Origin of the sequence: Parvibaculum sp., from assembly GCF_040882025.1 — a bacterium.
Taxonomy (GTDB): Bacteria; Pseudomonadota; Alphaproteobacteria; order Parvibaculales; family Parvibaculaceae; genus Parvibaculum.
In genome coordinates this window covers 1-19,088 of record NZ_JBBECC010000143.1, presented here as the reverse complement: position 1 = coordinate 19,088, position 19,088 = coordinate 1, and the positions used below count along the sequence as shown (strand labels likewise).

Annotated in this window: 22 protein-coding genes; 8 read left to right on the top strand and 14 right to left on the bottom strand. The window is 63.5% G+C overall.

Going from position 1 to position 19,088, the window contains the following annotated elements:
* Positions 1-887 (top strand): type I pantothenate kinase (gene coaA, locus WEB61_RS10200; protein WP_368064231.1); only part of this gene is annotated, 887 nt, incomplete at its 5' end.
* An 11-nt stretch (positions 888-898) separates the two neighbouring features.
* On the opposite strand, the gene WEB61_RS10195 is transcribed toward coaA, so the two are convergent.
* Positions 899-1,543 (bottom strand): glutathione S-transferase family protein, encoded by a 645-nt coding sequence (locus tag WEB61_RS10195; RefSeq protein ID WP_368064230.1) that lies wholly within the window; start codon positions 1,541-1,543, stop codon positions 899-901.
* 16 nt (positions 1,544-1,559) lie between these two features.
* Positions 1,560-2,555 (bottom strand): adenosine kinase, encoded by a 996-nt coding sequence (locus WEB61_RS10190; RefSeq protein WP_368064229.1) that lies wholly within the window; start codon positions 2,553-2,555, stop codon positions 1,560-1,562.
* A 199-nt stretch (positions 2,556-2,754) separates the two neighbouring features.
* On the opposite strand from WEB61_RS10190, the gene WEB61_RS10185 reads away from it, so the two are divergent.
* Together WEB61_RS10185 and WEB61_RS10180 are read left to right on the top strand one after the other, a co-directional pair.
* Positions 2,755-3,426 (top strand): EI24 domain-containing protein, encoded by a 672-nt coding sequence (locus WEB61_RS10185; protein WP_368064228.1) that lies wholly within the window; start codon positions 2,755-2,757, stop codon positions 3,424-3,426.
* A complete protein-coding gene (locus WEB61_RS10180; RefSeq protein ID WP_368064227.1) occupies positions 3,423-3,800 on the top strand; it encodes a hypothetical protein in 378 nt (125 codons plus the stop codon). Before WEB61_RS10185 ends, WEB61_RS10180 begins: the two co-directional genes overlap by 4 nt.
* Positions 3,801-3,804: 4 nt before the next feature.
* Here WEB61_RS10180 and nth read toward each other — a convergent pair whose 3' ends face one another.
* Positions 3,805-4,449 carry an endonuclease III gene (nth, locus tag WEB61_RS10175; RefSeq protein ID WP_368064226.1) on the bottom strand — a complete coding sequence of 215 codons (645 nt, stop codon included), beginning with the start codon at positions 4,447-4,449 and terminating at the stop codon, positions 3,805-3,807.
* Between the two features lie 80 nt (positions 4,450-4,529).
* Here nth and WEB61_RS10170 point away from each other — a divergent pair, with 80 nt between their 5' ends.
* The gene (locus WEB61_RS10170) at positions 4,530-5,051 is read left to right on the top strand and encodes a DUF2244 domain-containing protein (protein WP_368064225.1); all 522 of its coding nucleotides are present in this window, start codon (positions 4,530-4,532) and stop codon (positions 5,049-5,051) included.
* Positions 5,052-5,056: 5 nt separating this feature from the next.
* Here the strand turns inward: WEB61_RS10170 and WEB61_RS10165 are convergent, their stop codons facing one another.
* From WEB61_RS10165 to WEB61_RS10140, 6 genes are all read right to left on the bottom strand, one after another.
* Positions 5,057-5,689, bottom strand: a complete 633-nt coding sequence (locus WEB61_RS10165; protein WP_368064224.1) for a 2,3-bisphosphoglycerate-dependent phosphoglycerate mutase — start codon at positions 5,687-5,689, stop codon at positions 5,057-5,059.
* 28 nt (positions 5,690-5,717) lie between these two features.
* Complete coding sequence (gene dapB, locus WEB61_RS10160) at positions 5,718-6,530, bottom strand: 4-hydroxy-tetrahydrodipicolinate reductase (protein ID WP_368064223.1); 813 nt, start codon at positions 6,528-6,530, stop codon at positions 5,718-5,720.
* A 42-nt stretch (positions 6,531-6,572) separates the two neighbouring features.
* Complete coding sequence (locus WEB61_RS10155; protein WP_368064222.1) at positions 6,573-6,911, bottom strand: DMT family protein; 339 nt, start codon at positions 6,909-6,911, stop codon at positions 6,573-6,575.
* Positions 6,912-6,977: 66 nt separating this feature from the next.
* Positions 6,978-8,117: a molecular chaperone DnaJ gene (gene dnaJ / locus WEB61_RS10150; RefSeq protein WP_368064221.1), complete on the bottom strand. Its 1,140-nt coding sequence runs from the start codon at positions 8,115-8,117 to the stop codon at positions 6,978-6,980.
* 98 nt (positions 8,118-8,215) lie between these two features.
* Positions 8,216-10,144: a molecular chaperone DnaK gene (gene dnaK, locus WEB61_RS10145; protein ID WP_368064220.1), complete on the bottom strand. Its 1,929-nt coding sequence runs from the start codon at positions 10,142-10,144 to the stop codon at positions 8,216-8,218.
* Positions 10,145-10,538: 394 nt separating this feature from the next.
* Complete coding sequence (locus WEB61_RS10140; RefSeq protein WP_368064219.1) at positions 10,539-11,081, bottom strand: hypothetical protein; 543 nt, start codon at positions 11,079-11,081, stop codon at positions 10,539-10,541.
* 115 nt (positions 11,082-11,196) lie between these two features.
* On the opposite strand from WEB61_RS10140, the gene WEB61_RS10135 reads away from it, so the two are divergent.
* Positions 11,197-11,823, top strand: coding sequence for an alpha-ketoglutarate-dependent dioxygenase AlkB (locus WEB61_RS10135; RefSeq protein WP_368064218.1), 627 nt, complete (start codon positions 11,197-11,199; stop codon positions 11,821-11,823).
* Positions 11,824-11,829: 6 nt separating this feature from the next.
* On the opposite strand, the gene WEB61_RS10130 is transcribed toward WEB61_RS10135, so the two are convergent.
* The 3 genes from WEB61_RS10130 to hrcA form a co-directional block, all read right to left on the bottom strand.
* The gene (locus WEB61_RS10130) at positions 11,830-12,534 is read right to left on the bottom strand and encodes an NnrU family protein (protein WP_368064217.1); all 705 of its coding nucleotides are present in this window, start codon (positions 12,532-12,534) and stop codon (positions 11,830-11,832) included.
* Between the two features lie 99 nt (positions 12,535-12,633).
* Positions 12,634-13,263, bottom strand: coding sequence for a nucleotide exchange factor GrpE (gene grpE / locus WEB61_RS10125; protein WP_368064216.1), 630 nt, complete (start codon positions 13,261-13,263; stop codon positions 12,634-12,636).
* Between the two features lie 94 nt (positions 13,264-13,357).
* Positions 13,358-14,416 carry a heat-inducible transcriptional repressor HrcA gene (gene hrcA / locus WEB61_RS10120; protein ID WP_368064215.1) on the bottom strand — a complete coding sequence of 353 codons (1,059 nt, stop codon included), beginning with the start codon at positions 14,414-14,416 and terminating at the stop codon, positions 13,358-13,360.
* A gap of 170 nt (positions 14,417-14,586) precedes the next feature.
* On the opposite strand from hrcA, the gene rph reads away from it, so the two are divergent.
* Genes rph through hemW form a run of 3 tightly spaced genes read left to right on the top strand, consistent with a single transcriptional unit; the run spans position 14,587 to position 17,067 of the window.
* Positions 14,587-15,303, top strand: coding sequence for a ribonuclease PH (rph, locus tag WEB61_RS10115; RefSeq protein WP_368064214.1), 717 nt, complete (start codon positions 14,587-14,589; stop codon positions 15,301-15,303).
* Positions 15,300-15,908: an RdgB/HAM1 family non-canonical purine NTP pyrophosphatase gene (gene rdgB / locus WEB61_RS10110; RefSeq protein ID WP_368064213.1), complete on the top strand. Its 609-nt coding sequence runs from the start codon at positions 15,300-15,302 to the stop codon at positions 15,906-15,908. The genes rph and rdgB overlap by 4 nt, the downstream gene beginning before the upstream one ends.
* Entirely contained in the window at positions 15,886-17,067 is a 1,182-nt protein-coding gene (gene hemW / locus WEB61_RS10105) for a radical SAM family heme chaperone HemW (protein ID WP_368064232.1), read from the top strand. The genes rdgB and hemW overlap by 23 nt, the downstream gene beginning before the upstream one ends.
* Here the strand turns inward: hemW and maiA are convergent.
* A complete protein-coding gene (gene maiA, locus WEB61_RS10100) occupies positions 17,064-17,717 on the bottom strand; it encodes a maleylacetoacetate isomerase (protein WP_368064212.1) in 654 nt (217 codons plus the stop codon). The two genes, hemW and maiA, sit on opposite strands and share 4 nt — an antisense overlap.
* Positions 17,718-17,726: 9 nt before the next feature.
* Complete coding sequence (locus WEB61_RS10095; protein ID WP_368064211.1) at positions 17,727-18,992, bottom strand: penicillin-binding protein activator; 1,266 nt, start codon at positions 18,990-18,992, stop codon at positions 17,727-17,729.
* Positions 18,993-19,088 lie beyond the last annotated feature (96 nt).

Here is a 19,088-nt window from a genome sequence, read left to right as displayed (position 1 = left end):
TGCGCAAGGATACACCCCTGCCGCTTTCGGAATCGGAGCTCGAGGAACTTCGCGGCTTCGGCGAACGAATTTCGCTCGACGAGGTGTCGGAAATTTTCCTGCCGCTTTCGCGTCTGCTCAACCTTTATGTCGGCGAGATGCAGGAGCTCTATCGCGTCACCTCGGATTTTCTGGGGCGCGCGCAGGACAAGGTGCCCTATATCGTCGGCGTTGCGGGCTCCGTCGCGGTCGGCAAGTCGACCACCGCGCGCATCCTGCGCACGCTGCTGGCGCGCTGGCCCAATCATCCGAAGGTCGACCTGATCACCACCGACGGCTTTCTCTATCCGAACAAGGTTCTCGAAGAGCGCGGCCTGATGCAGCGCAAGGGCTTTCCCGAAAGCTTCGATATCAAGCGCCTGTTGCGCTTTCTCTCGGATGTGAAGGCGGGATCGGCCCGCGTCGAGGCGCCGGTCTATTCGCACTTTACCTACGATATTTTATCGGGCGAAACGATCTCGGTTGACCAGCCCGACATTCTTGTCGTCGAGGGGTTGAACGTCCTGCAGCCCTGGAAGCCGGCCGATGGCGACGAACCACAGCCGTTCGTTTCCGACTTCTTCGATTTCTCGATCTATCTCGATGCGGACGAAGAAGCAATCCGGCGCTGGTATATCGAGCGCTTTCTCAGCCTGCGTCGCACGTCGTTCAAGGATCCGGCCGCCTATTTTCATCGCTATTCGAAACTGAGCGAGGAAGAGGCCGTCGAAACGGCCGACGCGATCTGGACCTCGATCAACCTTGCCAACCTGCACCGCAACATCCTGCCGACGCGCCAGCGTGCCGACCTGATCCTGCGCAAAGGCGACGACCACCGCATCCACGACGTGTTCCTGAGAAAGATCTGAGCGGAAGGTTCTCAGAAAGCAAGCCGGCCCTTGAGGTCGTCGAACGGCACCATCACATGCGCGGCATAGGCCGGGCGGTCGCGGAGCCTCGCATACCAGGCTTCGACATTCGGCGCGTCGGGCCGCTCGATGTCGAGCCCATAGTAGCGGTAGAACATGGTTCCCGTCGGAATGTCAGCAAGCGTGATTTCGTCACCGCAGATATAGCGATGATCGGCGAGATGCTTGTCGAGTGTCCTGACGTGTTCCGCGCATCGCGCGACGGCCTGCCTGACCAGGACCATGTTCCGCTGCGGCTCGGGTGTACGATAGTAGGCCCAGAAAATTCCGCTGACGAAATTGGGGAGCAGCGAAGTCTGCGCCCATTCAATCCATTGATCGACCGCGGCGCGCGTCGCCGCATCCTCGATCCAGAATCCACCGCCGTATCGTGCTGCGAGATAGCGCAGGATCGCGTGCGACTCCCAGACGACGACACCGCCATCATCGATAACGGGAACGAGCCCGTGCGGATTGCGCGCCCGGAACGCCGGCGTATCGAGCCCGCCGAAAGGTCCACCGGCATCGACATGCTCGTGCGCGAGGCCAAGCTCGCCCGCGAGCCACATCACCTTCTGCACGTTGATCGAATTGCGTCGTCCCCAGATCCTGAGCACCGATGCCTTCCTCGATTCAGGCGAGCCCTTTTTCCTTCGCGAGTTTCGCCAGCGAAACCTGCGGCCGTGGTCCGTAATGCGAAATCACCTCGGCGGCCGCCATCGCGCCGAGACGGCCGCAATCGACCGGCCCCTTGCCGCGCGTGAGCCCGTAGAGGAAACCGGCTGCGAAGAGATCGCCCGCACCGGTCGTGTCGACGACTTTCGCGATCCTGACTGCATCGACCACATGCACCTCGCCATCCGCCACGATGACCGCGCCGGCCGCCGAGCGCGTCAGCGCCGCGAATTTGCAGTCGGCGCGCACTTTCTGCAGCGCCTCGTCGAACACGTCCGTTTCATAGAGCGACAGGATTTCCGCTTCGTTGGCGAAGAGCAGGTCGACTTCGTCCTTCGCCAGACGGCGGAACTCGTCGCGGTAGCGGTCGACGCAGAAACTGTCCGACAGGGTCAGCGAGACGAGGCGTCCGGCATCATGCGCGATCTTCGCGGCCTTGAGGAACGCCTGCTTGGCGTCCGGCTGGTCCCATAGATAGCCTTCCATATAGGTGACGGCGGCGGCGCGGATCGTCGCCTCGTCGATGTCATCGGGCCCGAGCTTCTGCGCCGCGCCGAGAAATGTGTTCATGCTGCGCTGTGCGTCCGGTGTTACCAGAATAAGGCAGCGTCCGGTCGGCGCGCCGGATGTTGCGGGCTGCGCCGGAAAATCGATGCCAAGCGCCTTGATGTCGTGCATGAAAACGTCGCCGAGCTGATCGCGTCTGACTTTGCCGAAAAAGGCGCCCTTGCCGCCGAGCGAGGCGAGCCCGGCGATCGTGTTGGCGCATGAGCCGCCCGACATTTCAACGGCCTGGCCCATACGGCCATAGAGATCGTCGGCGCGCTTGTCGTCGATCAGCGTCATCGAGCCTTTTTCGATGCCGTTGGCGATCAGGAATTTTTCGTCGGCGTCGGCGATAACGTCGACCAGCGCATTGCCGATGCCGGCAACGTCATATTTGAGATCGGTCATGGTCCTCGGATTTTACTGAAGTGCGGGGGAGGGTTCGGGGCGGGAGTATAAGGAACCTGCACCATATGTCCAAAATCCGTTCCGCAGACATTGGCCCGGTTGCGATATTGCGTCTCGACCGGCCCGCATCGACCGGGCATTCTGTCGGTCGCCGGCCCATTCCGTTTACCCGGGCCGGCGATGCACGGAGATCTAGACCATGCTGTCCGACGCCGCGCGCGCCTTGCGGGAAACCTTCTCGCCCCCTCTTCGCCGCGTCATGTGGATGTCGCTGGGTCTGACGCTGATCGTTCTGGTTGTTTTCGGCGCCGGCCTGCAATGGGCACTGGGTGCGCTGCCCGAGTTTGGCATCGGCTGGATCGATGCGGTTGTCGCCTTTGCCGCGCGTTTCCTCGCCGTCATCGTGCTGATCCCGCTGGTCCATCCGGTGGTGTCGCTGGTTGCCGGTCTCTTTCTCGAAAAGGTTGCCGCGCGTGTCGAGGAGACGGCCTATCCGTCGGACCCGCCAGGCCGCGACCAGCCCTTCTGGCAGTCGCTGATCGTCGCGATCCGCTTCACGATCGTGCTGATCGCGGTCAACCTGCTGGTGCTGCCTTTTTACCTGATCCCGATCGTCAACATTTTCCTCTTCTGGGTCGTCAACGGCTATCTCCTTGGCCGCGAATATTTCGAGCTGGTGGCGTTGCGTCATCTCGCACCGGCCAATGCAACGGCGCTTCGCCGGCGTCATCGAAGCCGCATTCTCGCCGCCGGCATTCTTGTTGCGCTCTTCGCCACTGTGCCGGTTCTCAATCTTTTCGCACCACTTTTCGGCGCCGTCTTCATGGTTCACACCTACAAGAAAGTCGCTGCACCGGAGGGCTTTGCATGAAACGCGCCTTGGTCCTTTTGTTGCCGTTGCTGCTGGCCGCATGCGAAACGGCACCGGGCACGGGAATCGAAGCGCGCGGCGGAGTCATGGCGTCGATAGCGCCGGGGCCTGTGACGCCGGCGAGCCTCGTCGGGGCCGCGCCCGCGGCCGTCTCGTCGCGTCTTGGCGTGCCCGATTTCCGCCGTAGCGAGCCCCATGCCGAGGTCTGGCAGTATTCGGGCGGCGATTGCAGCCTCTTCGTCTATTTCTACGAAACCGCTTCGGGCGCGCTCGGCGCGCGCCATGTCGATGCCCGCAAACTCGAAGGTGGTGCGACCGACAAGGCGGCTTGTCTTTCCGCCATCATGGCGCGACGCAATACGCCGATGTCGTGAGGCATCACGCCACGATCGTCTTGGCCTTGAACTGGCAAAGATCGGCAACGGCGCAGGCCGGACAATCGGGCTTGCGCGCCTTGCAGACATAGCGCCCGTGCAGGATCAGCCAGTGATGCGCATGGAGACGATAGGCCGCCGGCACAACTTTCTCGAGCTTCAGTTCGACAGCGAGCACATCCTTGCCCGGTGCGAGACCGGTCCGGTTCGAGACGCGGAAGATATGCGTGTCGACCGCGATGGTCGGTTCGCCGAAGGCGACATTGAGCACGACATTGGCGGTCTTGCGGCCAACGCCCGGCAGCGCCTGCAACGCCTCGCGGTCGTGCGGCACTTCGCCATGATGCCGTTCGATCAGAAGGCGCGACAGCGCGATCACATTCTTTGCCTTGTTGCGATAGAGCCCGATCGTTTTGATGTGCTGGATCAGCCCCGCTTCGCCGAGTTTCAGCATTTTCCGAGGGCTGTCGGCGATCTTGAAGAGCTTCTCTGTCGCCTTGTTGACGCCGATATCGGTCGCCTGTGCCGACAAGACCACCGCCACCAGCAACGTGTAGGTGTTGATGTACTTGAGTTCGGTCTCGGGCGCGGGCAAGGCGGCCGAAAGACGGCGGAAAAACTCTTCGATCTCGGGCTTTTTCATCGGCATGGTGTCGAGACTTTGGCCATAACACCGCCGCGCTGCAAGGCCGCATTGCGGGAGCTGCCGCCGCGATCTAACTTCTGCGCATGACCGCCGCCACCGTTCAGCCCGTCGATGTCCCCGCCGCGTCGCTCGCGCCGCCGCTGCGCTTCAATGCGCTGCTGACGCCACACCGTTCGCTCTCGCGCAAGGGCTTCGTCGTCGTCATGGGGTTGGTCGCGGCGGTCAATTTCACCGCCGGCGCGCTCTTCATGGCGAAGGGCGCCTGGCCGGTCTTCGGCTTTTGCGGCCTTGAAGTGATGCTGGTCTGGTGGGCGTTCCGGACCAACTACCGCGCCGCCCGTGCACATGAAACGGTGCAATTGTCGGATGAGGAGTTGCGCGTCCGTCGTGTCGACGCAAAAGGCCGCGCTCGCATTTTCAGTTTCCAGCCCTACTGGGTACGCCTGTTGCTGAAGGAAAATCCCGACGCATCGACCCATCTTCATCTGGTCAGTCACGGCCGGTCGCTGGAAGTGGCATCTTGCCTTTCTCCCGCCGAGCGCCGGGATTTCGCTCGCGCGCTCGAAGAGGCGCTGGCGGCGCTCAAGGCTGGCCGCAACGTCTGACCGCGTCAATGCGCCTCGCGCTCGATCAGCATTTCCTTCCGGAGAACATTCCCCTTGTTGTCGAGCTCATAAACGATCGGCGCGCCGGTCGCGATATTGAGCGCGAGCACTTCGGCCTCGCTGAGCTTGTCGAGCTGCATGACAAGCGCCCGCAGCGAATTGCCGTGCGCGGCAATGAGCACCCGCTCGCCCTTCAGCACACGCGGCAGGATTTCCCGTTCGTAATAAGGAAGAACCCGTTCGGCGGTCATCTTCAGGCTTTCGCCGCCGGGCGGCGGCACGTCGTAGGAACGCCGCCAGATATGCACTTGTTCTTCGCCCCATTTCTTGCGGGCATCATCCTTGTTCAGCCCCGAAAGGTCGCCATAGTCGCGCTCGTTCAACGCCTGATCCTTCACGATCTCGACGTCGCCTTGCCCGAGCTCCTCAAGCATGATGCGGTTGGTCTCCTGCGCGCGGGAAAGTGCCGAAGTGAAGGCGACGTCGAAGACGAGTCCCCGTGCCTTCATGGCTTGCCCCGCTTCGCGCGCTTCCTCGATGCCTTGCGCGGTCAGGCCCGGATCGCGCCAGCCGGTGAAGAGGTTCTTCTTGTTCCATTCGCTTTGTCCGTGGCGGACAAGTACTAGCAGGTTCGACAAGGCATACTCCAGAATATCTGTAGGCGGATTATTCAATGCCGAGCACATCGGCCATGCTGAAAAGGCCGGGCCCCTTGCCCTGCCCCCATTGTGCGGCCTTCAGCGCGCCGCGCGCGAAGACGCCGCGGTCTTCGGCGACATGGCCGAGTACGATCCGTTCCTGCGCGCCGGCAAAAATCACCTCATGGTCGCCGACCACCGAACCGCCCCGCAAACTCGCAAAGCCGATCGCACCTTCCTTGCGCGCGCCGGTCTGTCCGTCGCGTCCGCGTTCGGAATTTTCTCTGAGTTCGACACCACGCCCCTCGGCTGCCGCCTGGCCCAGCAGCAGCGCCGTGCCCGACGGCGCGTCGACCTTGTGGCGGTGGTGCATTTCGACGATCTCGATATCCCATGAGGCGTCGAGCGCGCGCGCCGCCTGTCTGACCAGGGCCGCCAGCAAATTGACGCCGAGGCTCATATTGCCGGCCTTGACGATAGTGGCATGCCGTGCCGCCGCGGCGATCCGGGCCTCGTCGGCCTCGGACAATCCGGTCGTGCCGATCACATGGACGATCCGGGCCTGCGCCGTCAGCGCCGCGAATTCGACGCTCGCCGCCGGCACCGAAAAATCCACCAGCGCATCGGCCCCGGCGATAATGCCGAGCGCATCGTCGCTTGCCGCGATCCCGAGCGGCGGCAGGCCCGCCAGCGTGCCGAGATCGGCGCCGAGATGAGGCGAGCCTTCGGCCTCGATGCCGCCGGCAAGCGCCAGGCCCGCCGTCTCGTGGATGAGGCCGATCAGCGTCCGGCCCATTCGACCGCCCGCTCCCGTCACCGCGATCTTGATGTCATCCGCCATATCGATGTTTCCAAGCGTTTGGGGCGGTATAGCAGCCTGCAATCAGCCCCGGAAGACGAAATAAGCCCCGAGCGCGATCAGCGAAAAGCCGATCAGCGTGTTCCAGGTCGGCCCCTGCCCCAGATAGAAGGCTGAGAAGCCAACGAAAACCGTCAGCGTGATGACCTCCTGCATCGTCTTGAGCTGCGCCGCCGTGTAGACGGCATAGCCCATTCGGTTGGCCGGCACGGCCAGCATGTATTCGATCAGCGCGATGCCCCAACTGATCAGAATGACGGTCAGGATCGGCATGGCTCTGAACTTGAGATGCCAATACCAGGCGGCCGTCATGAAGACGTTGGAGGCGACGAGCAGTACCGCCGGCAGGACATGGTTTTGCATGGGGTGCACCGGGCATGAAAAAGGCCCCGCGAGGGTCGCGGAGCCCCTCCAGAATAGCTCAGCGCCTCAATTCTGGAAGCCGTCCCAGAATTCCTTGACCTTGGCGAAGAAGCCCGAGCTTTCGGGGTTGTTGCTGTCGTTCGACGCGGCTTCGAACTCTTTCAGCAAGTCTTTTTGTTTCTTGTTGAGATGGACCGGCGTTTCGACCGTGATCTGGATATAGAGATCACCCGTCTCGCGCGAATTGACGATCGGCATGCCCTTGGCCTTGAGGCGGAACTGGCGGCCGGTCTGCGCGCCTTCCGGTATTTTCACCTTCACCCGCTTGCCGCCCAGCGTCGGCACTTCGATCTCGCCGCTCAGCGCTGCCGTCGCCATCGAGATCGGTACGCGGCAAAAGAGATCGGCGCCGTCGCGCTCGAAAAGTCTGTGCGGCCGGACCGAGAGGAAAATATAGAGGTCGCCCGCCGGCCCGCCCCGCATGCCGGCCTCGCCTTCGCCGGCCAGCCTGATGCGCGTACCGTCTTCGACGCCGGCCGGAATGTTGACCGACAGCGTGCGTTCCTTCTCGACGCGACCCTGTCCGTGACAGGCGGAGCAAGGCTTGTCGATGGTCTGTCCGCGCCCGTGGCAGGTCGGACAGGTCCGTTCGATGGTGAAGAAGCCCTGGGAGGCGCGCACCTTGCCGTGCCCCTGACAGGTGGTGCAGGTAATGGGGCTCGATCCCGGCGCCGCGCCCGAACCCTTGCAGGTTTCGCAGGCCACCGAGGACGGCACGCGAACTTGTGCCTTCTTGCCCTCGAAGGCCTCTTCGAGGTCGATTTCCATATTGTAGCGCAAGTCGTGTCCGCGCATGCGGCCACCATCGCCGCGCCCGCCCCGCCGGCCGCCCATGAACTCGCCGAAAAGATCGTCGAATATATCCGACATCGAGGCGCCACCGGCAAAGCCGCGCGCGCCGCCGCGTGCACCCATGCCGCCGTCGAAAGCGGCATGGCCGAACTGGTCATAGGCCGCGCGCGACTGATCGTCCTTCAGCGCGTCATAGGCCTCGTTGAGTTCCTTGAAGCGCTGCTCGGCTTCCTTGTCGCCCTGATTCTGGTCGGGGTGATACTTCTTGGCGAGATTGCGATAGGCCTTTTTCAACTCGTCGGCACTTGCATCGCGGCCGACCCCCAGGACGTCGTAAAAATCACGCTTCGACATCAGGGATCACCATAGACGGGAAGCCGCTGCGGGCGCGCCTGTGCGCACCCGCGGGGCATTTTGTATGGAGAGAAAGGGCGTCATTTCGATGCCCCGGATCAGGCGGATTTGCCTTGATCTTTCTTGTCGTCGTCGACTTCTTCGAAGTCGGCATCGACGACATTCTCGCGCCCGCCATCTGCATCGGCGTCGCCTGCATTCTCGTCCGACTGCGCTTCGGCTTGCGCGGCCTTGTAGAGCGCCTCGCCAAGCTTCATCGAGACTTGCGTCAATGCGTCGGTCTTCGCCTTGATGTCGTCGCTTGCGCCCTCTTTCAGCGCCGTCTTCAATTCCTCGAGCGCCGCTTCGACTTCGGCCTTCACATCGGCGGGCACCTTGTCGGCGTTCTCGGCGAGCATCTTCTCGGTCGAATTGGCCAGCGCCTCGCCATGGTTGCGGGTTTCTGCCTCTGCGCGCCGCTTGCGGTCTTCTTCCGCATGCGCCTCGGCATCTTTCACCATCTTCTCGATATCGGCTTCGGAAAGTCCGCCCGATGCCTCGATACGAATGGTCTGTTCCTTGTTGGTTGCCTTGTCCTTGGCCGAGACATTGACGATGCCGTTGGCGTCTATATCGAAAGCGACTTCGATCTGCGGCACGCCGCGCGGCGCGGCCGGAAGACCCACAAGATCGAACTGGCCGAGCAATTTGTTGTCGGCCGCCATCTCGCGTTCGCCTTGGAAGACACGGATCGTCACGGCCGACTGATTGTCTTCCGCGGTCGAGAAGGTTTGTGCCTTCTTGGTCGGGATCGTCGTGTTGCGTTCGATAAGACGGGTAAAGACGCCGCCCAGCGTTTCGATGCCGAGCGACAGCGGCGTCACGTCGAGCAACAGCACGTCTTTCACGTCGCCCTGCAACACACCGGCCTGGATCGCGGCGCCCATGGCGACCACTTCATCCGGGTTGACGCTCATGTTCGGCTCTTTGCCGAAAAACTGTTTCACCGCATCGCGAATCTTCGGCATGCGCGACTGGCCGCCGACCAGCACGATCTCGTTGATCTGCCCGGCGGTGATGCCGGCATCCTTCAGCGCCGCCTTGCAGGGGTCGATCGTGCGCTGGATCAGATCCTCGACCAGCGCTTCAAGCTTCGCCCGCGTGATCTTCATGGTGAGATGCTTCGGACCCGAAGCGTCCGCCGTGATGAAGGGCAGGTTGACTTCGGTCTGCGTCGCGGAGGAAAGCTCGATCTTGGCTTTCTCGGCCGCTTCCTTCAGGCGCTGCAGCGCGAGCTTGTCGCCGCGCAAGTCGATGCCGTTTTCCTTTTTGAATTCGTCGGCGAGGTAATTCACGAGGCGCATGTCGAAATCCTCGCCGCCGAGGAACGTGTCGCCATTGGTCGACTTGACCTCGAACACGCCGTCGCCGATTTCGAGGATCGAGACGTCGAATGTGCCGCCGCCAAGGTCATAAACAGCAATCAGCTCGCCTTCCTTCTTGTCGAGGCCGTAGGCAAGGGCTGCCGCCGTCGGTTCGTTGATGATGCGCAGTACTTCAAGGCCCGCGATCTTGCCGGCGTCTTTTGTCGCCTGGCGCTGGGCGTCGTTGAAATAGGCGGGAACGGTGATGACGGCCTTTTCGACTTTTTCGCCGAGATAGCTCTCGGCCGTCTCTTTCATCTTCTGCAGAATGAAGGCCGAAATCTGCGACGGCGAATACTTCTCGCCATGCGCTTCCACCCAGGCGTCGCCGTTCGGCGCCTTGACGATGTCGTAGGGCACCATGCCCTTGTCCTTCTGGGTGGTGGGGTCCTCGTAGGAGCGGCCGATCAGGCGCTTGATGGCAAAGAGCGTGTTCGAGGGGTTGGTGACGGCTTGCCGTTTGGCCGATTGGCCGACCAGGCGCTCGCCGTCGGCGGTAAAGGCGACCATGGAGGGCGTGGTGCGTGCGCCTTCGGCGTTTTCGATCACCTTGGCGGTCTTGCCTTCCATCACGGCGACGCAGGAATTGGTTGTGCCGAGGTCGATACCGATGACTTTAGCCATTGTCTGTAGTCCTCACGTTGCGGCGGGCCGGGCGGGCCACATTTGGCGCCCACTGGTCTCCGGAGTGCGCCCGCACGGGCGCTCCCGGTCGAAACCGGCCCCCTGAAAAGGGGTTGTCCGTCCCGGCGGGCGAAGGGCTCCCCAAGGGCGAGCTCTCAATGCCCCCGGGTCCGGGGGTTGAAACGGTTGCGCTGTATATAGGTTTGGGTTTCACGCGCCGCAAGCGTTGATGCGGCAATATGGCCACAGGACGCGGGGCTTTCGGGACTCAGGGGTCCCGCAGAGCATTCCTTTTCGGAACCCCGGTCGTCAGGTGATGGCGAAATGCGAAACGGACGGCGTGTACCCCGTCCGCCGCCCGTCCGCCTTCGGTCTGTTCAGAACTGCCAGCCCTTCAGAGCTGATTGTCCGGATAGACCGCGTTCCACTCGCAGGCTTGGGCCTGCCAGCTCTCCTGCCGGAGCCTCGCCTGCATCCTCTCTGGCGCCGTCATATCCTCGCTGAGCTCGGCGGCCTCCTCGGCCGCGTCGTCACTACCGGCCTCGGCCGCGAGGTTGAACCACATCAGCGCCAGCGGCTTGTTCTCGCGCTGCGTCGTTACCAGCGCGCCGAGTTTTGCCGGTGCGTTCATGCCGCGCACGAGATCGCCCGCATAGATGCGCCCGAGTTCGTATTTGGCGCGCGGTTCGCCGGCCTTCGCGGCCTTGCAATACCACTCGGTCGCCTTCTGGTTGTTGAGAACGCCGGCCGACCCGGCGATTGTGCAGCAATGCGCATCGCCCATTTTCATCTGCGCCTTGACGTCGCCGGCCGCGGCCGCGCTTTCATTGCCCGCGATCACCGCATTGTCCTTGGCCCGCGACGCGCCTTGAATGGCCACCGCCGCACATCCAGACAGCGTTGTCGCCAGCAGCAAAATCCCGATCAGTCTCATCATCGCGCACCCCCTCCGCCCCGGATTGATGCCGGGCAATCCGACGCCCGGCGGCGCGATAATATGACATTATAAGTGTCACAAGTCGAGTGCCGTTCTTTCGGGTTAGACTGTGTCCATGAAACCGGTCGATACGGGATTTGAGGGTCTGGCGCTCTATCCGCGCTTTGTGGACGAGGCCGCGCAGGCGGCGCTTGTCGCCGAGCTTGTGCGCGCTTTCGAAAGCGCCCCGCCCTATCGTCCGCGGATGCCCCGCACGGCGAAGCCCTGGTCGATCCGCCAGACGAATTTGGGACCGCTGGGCTGGGTATCGCGGCCCGGCGGCTATTCCTATTCGTCAACAAACGACGTTAATGGCCGCCGCTGGCCGGCCATACCGGGAGCCCTACTCGCCTTGTGGGAGGAACTGGCGGCATTTCCCGCCCCGCCCGAATGCTGTCTCGTCAATCTCTACGAGCACGGCAAGGCACGCATGGGGCTGCACCGCGATGAGGACGAAGAGGCGCTCGAGGCGCCGGTGGTTTCCCTCTCGCTTGGCGACACATGTGTTTTCCGTGTCGGCGGATTCGCTCGCGGCGACAAATCGAAAAGCTTCAGACTCTCGTCGGGCGACGTGCTGGTGATGGGCGGTTCGTCGCGCCTGCGTCTTCACGGCGTCGACCGGGTGATTTTCGGCTCCTCGCGTCTGCTGCCCGGCGGCGGCCGCATCAACCTGACACTGCGCCGCGTGAACAAGCCGGCGTGAGTTTCGTCAATACGGATGCCAGCCCGGCACCGGCGAAACGCCGAAAGCCCATAAATGCCCGTAAAACAAGGCGCCGAAGACGACAAGAGCGGCAAGGATTCGCCACCAGCCAAGTTCGCCGAGATTCAGGCTGTTGCGTCCGGCGATAATGGCGAGGAAAGGGGGGTTCGAGGTCTTCGAGGCGAAATCGCGCCACCCCGCGCCCATTTTCTTCTCGCGCTTGTCGTCGATCGAGAAAGTGCCGAGTAGGGCCAAAAGCGCGAAGGTGCCGAAGAAGATGATCGCCGCCTGGTCGCCGTTAACCAGCACATGCCAGCCGGCCCAGATCGCGACGCCCCAGAGAAAGGGATGCCGTGTGATCCGCAGCATGCCCTGAACGGTTTCGGGCTTCTCGGCCAGCGCCTCGGCGCCGACGGCGGTCGGGTTCGGCGTCGTGATCCCGACAACGGCGAAGAAGGCCGCGATGAGAACGATGAGCGGCGACAAATGCAGCGCCCAGAGCGGGGGTGCCCAGTAAAGCGGGTTGGGGCCGAGCGCGGCCGCGTTGTAGGACATCGCCAGCCAGACGATGCCGCCGAGTGACGCGAGCGAGAAAAGCCCGAGATAGGGCTTCTCGCCGATGACCCCGACGATCCTGCCGCGCAGGCCCGAGCCCGCGACAAGAAGATGTATTCCCAGAAAAAATGCCGCCGCGGCCCAAAGTTCGAGCATGATCTGCCTCCTCCTCCGCCCAGTATATAACAGCGTTATAACTATGGACTCCCGCATCGCCTCTTTCAAGGCATACGACAAGGATGAAGCTTCGCTTTTTCAGGCCGTCGTGTCGATATTGGCGCCTTTCTCGGCACCCTCGGCCTTGGCGACGCCGACCCGCGCGGCGCGCAGCAGCCGGTCGCCGATCGTGTAGCCGCCTTCGAGCACATGGACGACCGTGCCGGCCGGATGTTCGGTGCCCGGCACCTCGAACATCGCTTCGTGGAGGTTCGGGTCGAAGCGCTCGCCCGGCTGCGGCGTGATTTCGCGGATGCCGTGGCGCTCGAAAATCGACAGGAGTTGTCGCTCGGTCATCTCGACGCCTTCGACCATCGCCTTGACGCTGTCGGCGGCGCCCTCGCGCTCGTCGTCCTTCAGCGTTCCGATCGCGCGGCGCAGATTGTCGGAAACCTGCAGCATGTCGCGGGCGAAATTGGCTGCCGCATAACGCGTCGCATCGGCGCGGTCGCGTTCGGCGCGCTTGCGGGTGTTTTCCATTTCGGCCGCCACGCGCAACAGCCGGTCCTTGAGTTCGGCGATCTCGGCCTCGAGCGCCGCCACATCCGGTCCGGCTGCGGCATCGGGCTCAGCCTCGCCCTGCCGGGCTGGCTCAGCCGCCAGAATTTCGGCCAGTTTCGCGGCCGTTTCAGGCGTTTCAGGGTCGATTTTGCTGTTTTCGTCGCTCATGGGGCTTCCGTTTGCGTCCATGTCAGATTTACCGGGCTTTCCGGCGAGTGCATGTGCGCGCCGAAGGCCGATATGTCAACCCGTCGGTCCCTCCTCAATTGATCAGTCGGCCGACCAGCTTGGCGGTGTAGTCGACCATCGGGATGACGCGCGCGTAATTGAGCCGCGTCGGTCCGATCACGCCGAGCACGCCTACCACATGCTGCTGGGCGTCCATATAAGGGCTGACGATCAGCGACGAGCCGGAAAGCGAAAAGAGCTTGTTTTCGGAGCCGATGAAAATGCGCACCCCGTCGGCCTGTTCGGCAAGCCCGAGCAACTGCACGAGATCGCGCTTGTTTTCGATGTCGTCGAAGAGCAGCCGGATACGCTCAAGATCCTCCATTGCATGGACGTCTTCGAGAAGCCGTGAGCGCCCGCGCACGATCAGCGACTTGCCGAGTGGATCGTTGCCGCCGCCGCCCGTACCCGACCAGGTCGCAAGCCCTGCCCCGATCACCTTGGCTGTCAGTTCGTTGAGCTCGGCCTTGCGCGTCTCCATGTCGCGCGCCAGATGCGTCTTGGCCTCGTCCAGCGTCTTGCCGCGCAACTGCGCGTTGAGGTAGTTGGTCGCTTCGGCGAGCGCCGAAGGCGTCAGCCCCTTGGGAATTTCGATGACCCGGTTCTCGACCGCGCCGCCCTCGGTGACGATCACGACCAGCGCGCGCTCGCCGTCGATCGGCACGAATTCGAGATGCTTGAGTGCCGCGTCATAGGTCGGCGCGACGACGAAACCCGCCGCATGGCTGAGACCTGACAGGAGCTTCGAGGCCTCGTCCAGCACATCCTCGACATTCTTGTGCGACCCGGCCACCTGCCGTTCGATCGACTGGCGCTCGTCGTCACTGAGATCGCCGATTTCGAGCAAGCCGTCGACGAACATGCGAAGCCCGGCCTCGGTCGGCAGGCGGCCGGCGCTGGTATGCGGCGAGAAGATCAGTCCGAGTGCCTCCAGATCCGACATCACGTTTCGGATCGAGGCGGCTGAGAGCGAGATCGGGAGCTGCCGCGACAGGATACGCGAACCGACCGGCTCGCCGGTTTCGAGATAACTCTCGACCACACGGCGCAGGATCTCGCGCGAGCGCTCGTTGAGATCCTTGACGGCCACCATGCGCTGTCCCTGTCCTTTCCGTAAGTATCTGAAAGAGAGGACAAATCTAGGTAGCGCGTGAGCTCACGTCAATTCGCCGGCGTCGTTCCTTTACGCATGGCCCCCGTCAAGGTAGTAAAGCCAGCAATCCCGTCTGCAAACCCCATGAAACAAGAATCGGAAACCCGACAATGCGTCCCTCCGGCCGTCAGCCCAATGAAATGCGTCAGGTCTCGTTCGAACCGGGTGTTGCCAAACACGCCGAGGGCTCCTGCCTTGTCCGCTTCGGCGATACGCATGTTCTGTGCACCGCGAGCCTCGAAGAACGCGTGCCGCCTTTTCTGAAAGGCGGCGGAAAGGGCTGGGTGACAGCCGAATACGGCATGCTGCCGCGTTCGACCCATGAGCGGATGCGCCGCGAGGCCGCGGCCGGCAAGCAGTCGGGCCGCACCCAGGAAATCCAGCGTCTGATCGGCCGTTCGTTGCGCACGGTCGTCGATCTCCGCGCGATGGGCGAGCGCCAGATCTCGGTCGATTGCGACGTCTTGCAGGCCGATGGCGGTACGCGCACGGCATCGATCACCGGCGCCTGGGTCGCTCTTCACCAGTGCATCGAATGGATGCGCGCCCGCTCCATGATCTCCGGCCCGGTGCTGAAGGACCACGTCGCGGCGATTTCCTGCGGCATCTACAACGGTCTGCCCGTCATCGATCTCGATTATGCCGAGGATTCCGAAGCCGGTACCGACGCGAATTTCGTGATCACCGGGAAGGGCGGCATCTGCGAAGTGCAGGGCACGGCCGAAGGCGAGCCCTTCAGCGAGGACGAGCTTGCGAGCCTTCTCGGTCTCGCGAAATCGGCCATTGCCGATCTCGTCATCAGACAAAAAGAGGCGGTCACGGGATGACACGCAAATTCGCCGGCGGCCGTCTTGTTGTCGCGAGTCACAATCCGGGCAAGCTGCGCGAGATTGCCGACCTGCTCGCGCCTTTCGGCATCGAAGCGGTCTCGGCTGCCGAACTCGGCCTGGTCGAACCCGAAGAGACCGGCGCGACCTTCCGCGAAAATGCCGAATTGAAGGCGTTGGCCGCTGCCCGGGCCGCGGACCTTCCGGCGCTTGCCGACGATTCCGGACTCTGCGTCGAGGCCCTGTCGGGCGCGCCGGGCATCCATTCGGCGCGCTGGGCGGGCCCGACGAAGGATTTCGATTTCGCGATGGAAAAACTCCGCCGTGGCATGCTCGAAACCGGACCCGTCGATGCGCGTGCACATTTCATTTGCGGGCTGGCGCTTGCATGGCCCGACGGTCATGTCGAATATTTCGAGGGCAGGGTGGACGGCGAGCTGGTCTGGCCGCCGCGCGGGGAAAAGGGTTTCGGCTACGATCCGATTTTCGTGGCCGAAGGCCACGACATCACCTTCGGCGAAATGGAGCCGGAGAAAAAGCATGGTCTCTCGCACCGCGCCCACGCCTTCCGCCGGCTTGCCGATGCCTGCTTCGACAAAAACTGATCCGCTGACGGACGATCCCCGCGCGCCCGGCTTCGGTATCTATGTGCACTGGCCTTTCTGCCAGTCGAAGTGTCCCTATTGCGATTTCAATTCCCACGTCGTTGCCTCGGTCGATCAGGCGCGCTGGGCGGCAGCCCTCGTCCGCGAACTCGAACATATGCGGGAGCTGACCGGGCCCCGCCGCGTGCGTTCGATCTTCTTCGGCGGCGGTACGCCGTCGCTGATGGAGGTCGCGACCGTCGAGGCGGTGCTGGCGCGCATCCACGCGCTCTGGCAGGTCGACGAGGATGTCGAGGTAACGCTCGAAGCGAACCCCACAAGCGTCGAAGCGGCGCGATTTCGCGGCTACGCTTCGGCCGGCGTCAACCGGCTCTCGCTCGGCGTCCAGTCGCTCGACGACCGTGAGCTCAAATTTCTCGGACGCCTGCACACGGCCGACGAAGCGCTCGGCGCCATCGCGCTGGCGCGCAACACATTCCCCCGGCTCTCCTTCGATCTCATCTATGCGCGCCCCGGCCAGACGCGCGACGCATGGGAAAGGGAACTGCGCGCCGCGCTGGCGCATGCCGCCGATCACCTCTCGCTCTATCAACTGACCATCGAACCCGATACCGCTTTCGCGCGGCTTTACGAAAAGGGCGCCTTCGCCCTGCCGGCGGAGGAAGATGCGGCAGCGCTCTACGAACTCACCGGCGATATCTGCGCCGACGCGGGCCTCGCGGCCTATGAAGTCTCGAACTATGCAAAGCCCGGCGCCGAGTGCCGCCATAATCTCGTTTACTGGCGCTATGGCGACTATGCCGGTGTCGGTCCCGGTGCGCATGGCCGCATCGGGGCAGGGCGCGCGCATCTCGCGACGCGCACCTGGCGCGCACCCGGGCAATGGATTGAGGCGGTCGAGGCGGGCGGCCACGGACTCGAGGCGTCGGAGGAGATTGCACCGCCGGAGCAAGGAGACGAAATGATGCTGATGGGTCTGCGTCTCGAGGAAGGCGTATCGCTGGCGCGCTACGCGAAGCTCGCAGGCCGCGCCCTCGACGAAACGCGCATTGCAGGTCTCGTTACGGATGGATTGCTGCTCAGGGACGGCGAACGCGTCCGCACCACCGCCAAAGGCCGTCTCGTCCTCAATGCGCTGCTGGCCCAGCTTCTCTCTTAAAAGCCTTCGACGTAGTCGGGCTGCGCTTCCGGCGCGGCGGCCTTGAAGGCGTCGAGCGTTTCGCAATGCGCGACAACGGCATTGATCCGTGGATAATCGTCAAGCGGAAGGCCGAAGCGGCGATAGTTCAAATGCTGCGGCACCAGAAAAATATCGGCAATGCCTGGTGTCTCGCCGAAACAGAACGATGTCGCCGGCTGTGCCGCCAGCGTTTGCTCGAGCGCCATGAGGCCGCGCTTTGCCCAATGCGCATACCATTGCCCGCGCTTCTTTTCGTCGAGCGCCATCGCGCCGGCAAGATAACGATGCACGCCGGAATTGTTGAGCGCATGCATCTCGGCGGCGATGGCGCCGGCAAAGGCGCGCGCCCGCGCCCGCGTCAACGGCTCCGCGGGCAGCAGCGGCGGCGCGGGAAAACATTCGTCCAGATATTCGATGATCGCGCCCGACTGCGTGATGATCTGACCGTCATGCACGAGCGTCGGCACGAGCCCCTGCGGATTGAGCTTGAGATAGGCCTCCGAGTTCTGTTCGCCGGCGGGTCCGATATTGACCGACACATATTCGTAGTCGAGGCCCTTCAGGGCGAGCGCGATGCGGACGCGGTGCCCCGCCGAGTTTCGAAAGAAATTGTGAAGCCGCAATGTCATGCGATCGCTCTAGAAAACCTGCGGGCGAAAACTCGTCGGCGCCGGATCGACGACGACGGCGCCGCCGGGCCTGACTTCCATGACCGCCAGGCCCCGTTCGGTCCGCCCATCGGCCATGAACCGGAAAATTCCGTCGACGCCGGCAAAGCCGTCCGGATCGGTCAGCGCCGCGGCGGTGAACCGGTCGCTTTCGTCGCGCGTCGCCAGCGCCACAGCAAGGCTCGCCGCATCGTAGCCGAGGCTGGCGATGCGGGGCGGCGTGGCAGGTCCGTAGGCGCGCTTGTAGCGCGTCAGGAACTGCGCATGGCCTTCGGGTGGCGGTGCCGGAAACCAGGCGCCGTGAAGCGGCGGTTCGAGCGCCAGCGACGGGTCGTCCCAGAGGCCGGTGCCGAGAAATTTCACCTGACGCGGATCGAGATCGTAGTAGGGGAGCAGCGGCGAAATCGTCTTGAGCTGCGCCCCGCCTTCGGGCAGAAACAGCGCCTGGAAGTTGCCGTCGCCATAGCTAGCCGCGATGCGCCGTGCGGGCTCGTACATGCCTTCCGAACTCGACGGATAGGAGGTCGCGGCAACCACCCGTCCGGCCCGCGCCGCGACGGCGCGTTCGAATTCGGCCTGCGCCCGGTTGCCATAGCTGCCTTGCGGATAAAGCGCGCCGAAGGACTGGATACCCTGCAGCGTCGCGAACTCGACGATCCGGTTGATGTCTTCATGGAGCGGAAAGGAGAGTAGATAGACGCCGTTCCCGGCGACCGCGCTGTCGGAGGAAAAGGCAACCACCGGCACATTGTGTTGCGCGGCAATCGGCGCGACGGCGACGACCTCCTCGGCAAAGAGCGGCCCGAGAATAAGATCGGCACCGGCGCTGAGCGCTTCCTGCGCAGCGCGCTGCGCGCCGCCCGACGTGCCGCCGGTCGCTTTGGGGATCAGCAATATCTGCCGGTTGTCGAATTCGAACAGCGCCAGCTGCGCCGCATTGTAGAGCGAATTGGAAAGCGTCCGCACATTGTCGCGTGGTGAATTGAACGGTAGCAGCAGCGCCACCCGGATCGGCCGTTCGCCGGCCATATGCGCGGGCGTATAGAAGCGGGCGGGATCGCGCATGGCCGGCGCATCGACGCGCGGCGGAGGTTGCACCTGCGTGGTGGGCGGCGGCGCAACGACCGGCGGCGGCGCGCTGCGCCCGCCAAGCCCGTTGCAGGCGGCCAGCATCAGGCCGAAACACAGGACAACGACCGCCCGAAGGCCGGAGGAGGAGGGTCGGGCGTCTGTCACCGGAATTTTCCTTGAACGAACGAAAGTGAGGGCCGCTTTTCCGAAGGGTACTGTCCGCGCCCGGTCAAGTAAACCTGAGCCTTCTTGCCAAAATGT

Coding starts and splice junctions, on each gene's coding strand:
- WEB61_RS10190 (WP_368064229.1), bottom strand. CDS start 2,555: ATGACCGATCTCAAATATGACGTTGCCGGCATCGGCAATGCGCTGGTC.
- WEB61_RS10185 (WP_368064228.1), top strand. CDS start 2,755: ATGCTGTCCGACGCCGCGCGCGCCTTGCGGGAAACCTTCTCGCCCCCT.
- WEB61_RS10180 (WP_368064227.1), top strand. CDS start 3,423: ATGAAACGCGCCTTGGTCCTTTTGTTGCCGTTGCTGCTGGCCGCATGC.
- nth (WP_368064226.1), bottom strand. CDS start 4,449: ATGCCGATGAAAAAGCCCGAGATCGAAGAGTTTTTCCGCCGTCTTTCG.
- WEB61_RS10170 (WP_368064225.1), top strand. CDS start 4,530: ATGACCGCCGCCACCGTTCAGCCCGTCGATGTCCCCGCCGCGTCGCTC.
- dapB (WP_368064223.1), bottom strand. CDS start 6,530: ATGGCGGATGACATCAAGATCGCGGTGACGGGAGCGGGCGGTCGAATG.
- WEB61_RS10155 (WP_368064222.1), bottom strand. CDS start 6,911: ATGCAAAACCATGTCCTGCCGGCGGTACTGCTCGTCGCCTCCAACGTC.
- dnaJ (WP_368064221.1), bottom strand. CDS start 8,117: ATGTCGAAGCGTGATTTTTACGACGTCCTGGGGGTCGGCCGCGATGCA.
- dnaK (WP_368064220.1), bottom strand. CDS start 10,144: ATGGCTAAAGTCATCGGTATCGACCTCGGCACAACCAATTCCTGCGTC.
- WEB61_RS10140 (WP_368064219.1), bottom strand. CDS start 11,081: ATGATGAGACTGATCGGGATTTTGCTGCTGGCGACAACGCTGTCTGGA.
- WEB61_RS10135 (WP_368064218.1), top strand. CDS start 11,197: ATGAAACCGGTCGATACGGGATTTGAGGGTCTGGCGCTCTATCCGCGC.
- WEB61_RS10130 (WP_368064217.1), bottom strand. CDS start 12,534: ATGCTCGAACTTTGGGCCGCGGCGGCATTTTTTCTGGGAATACATCTT.
- grpE (WP_368064216.1), bottom strand. CDS start 13,263: ATGAGCGACGAAAACAGCAAAATCGACCCTGAAACGCCTGAAACGGCC.
- hrcA (WP_368064215.1), bottom strand. CDS start 14,416: ATGGTGGCCGTCAAGGATCTCAACGAGCGCTCGCGCGAGATCCTGCGC.
- rph (WP_368064214.1), top strand. CDS start 14,587: ATGCGTCCCTCCGGCCGTCAGCCCAATGAAATGCGTCAGGTCTCGTTC.
- rdgB (WP_368064213.1), top strand. CDS start 15,300: ATGACACGCAAATTCGCCGGCGGCCGTCTTGTTGTCGCGAGTCACAAT.
- hemW (WP_368064232.1), top strand. CDS start 15,886: ATGCCTGCTTCGACAAAAACTGATCCGCTGACGGACGATCCCCGCGCG.
- maiA (WP_368064212.1), bottom strand. CDS start 17,717: ATGACATTGCGGCTTCACAATTTCTTTCGAAACTCGGCGGGGCACCGC.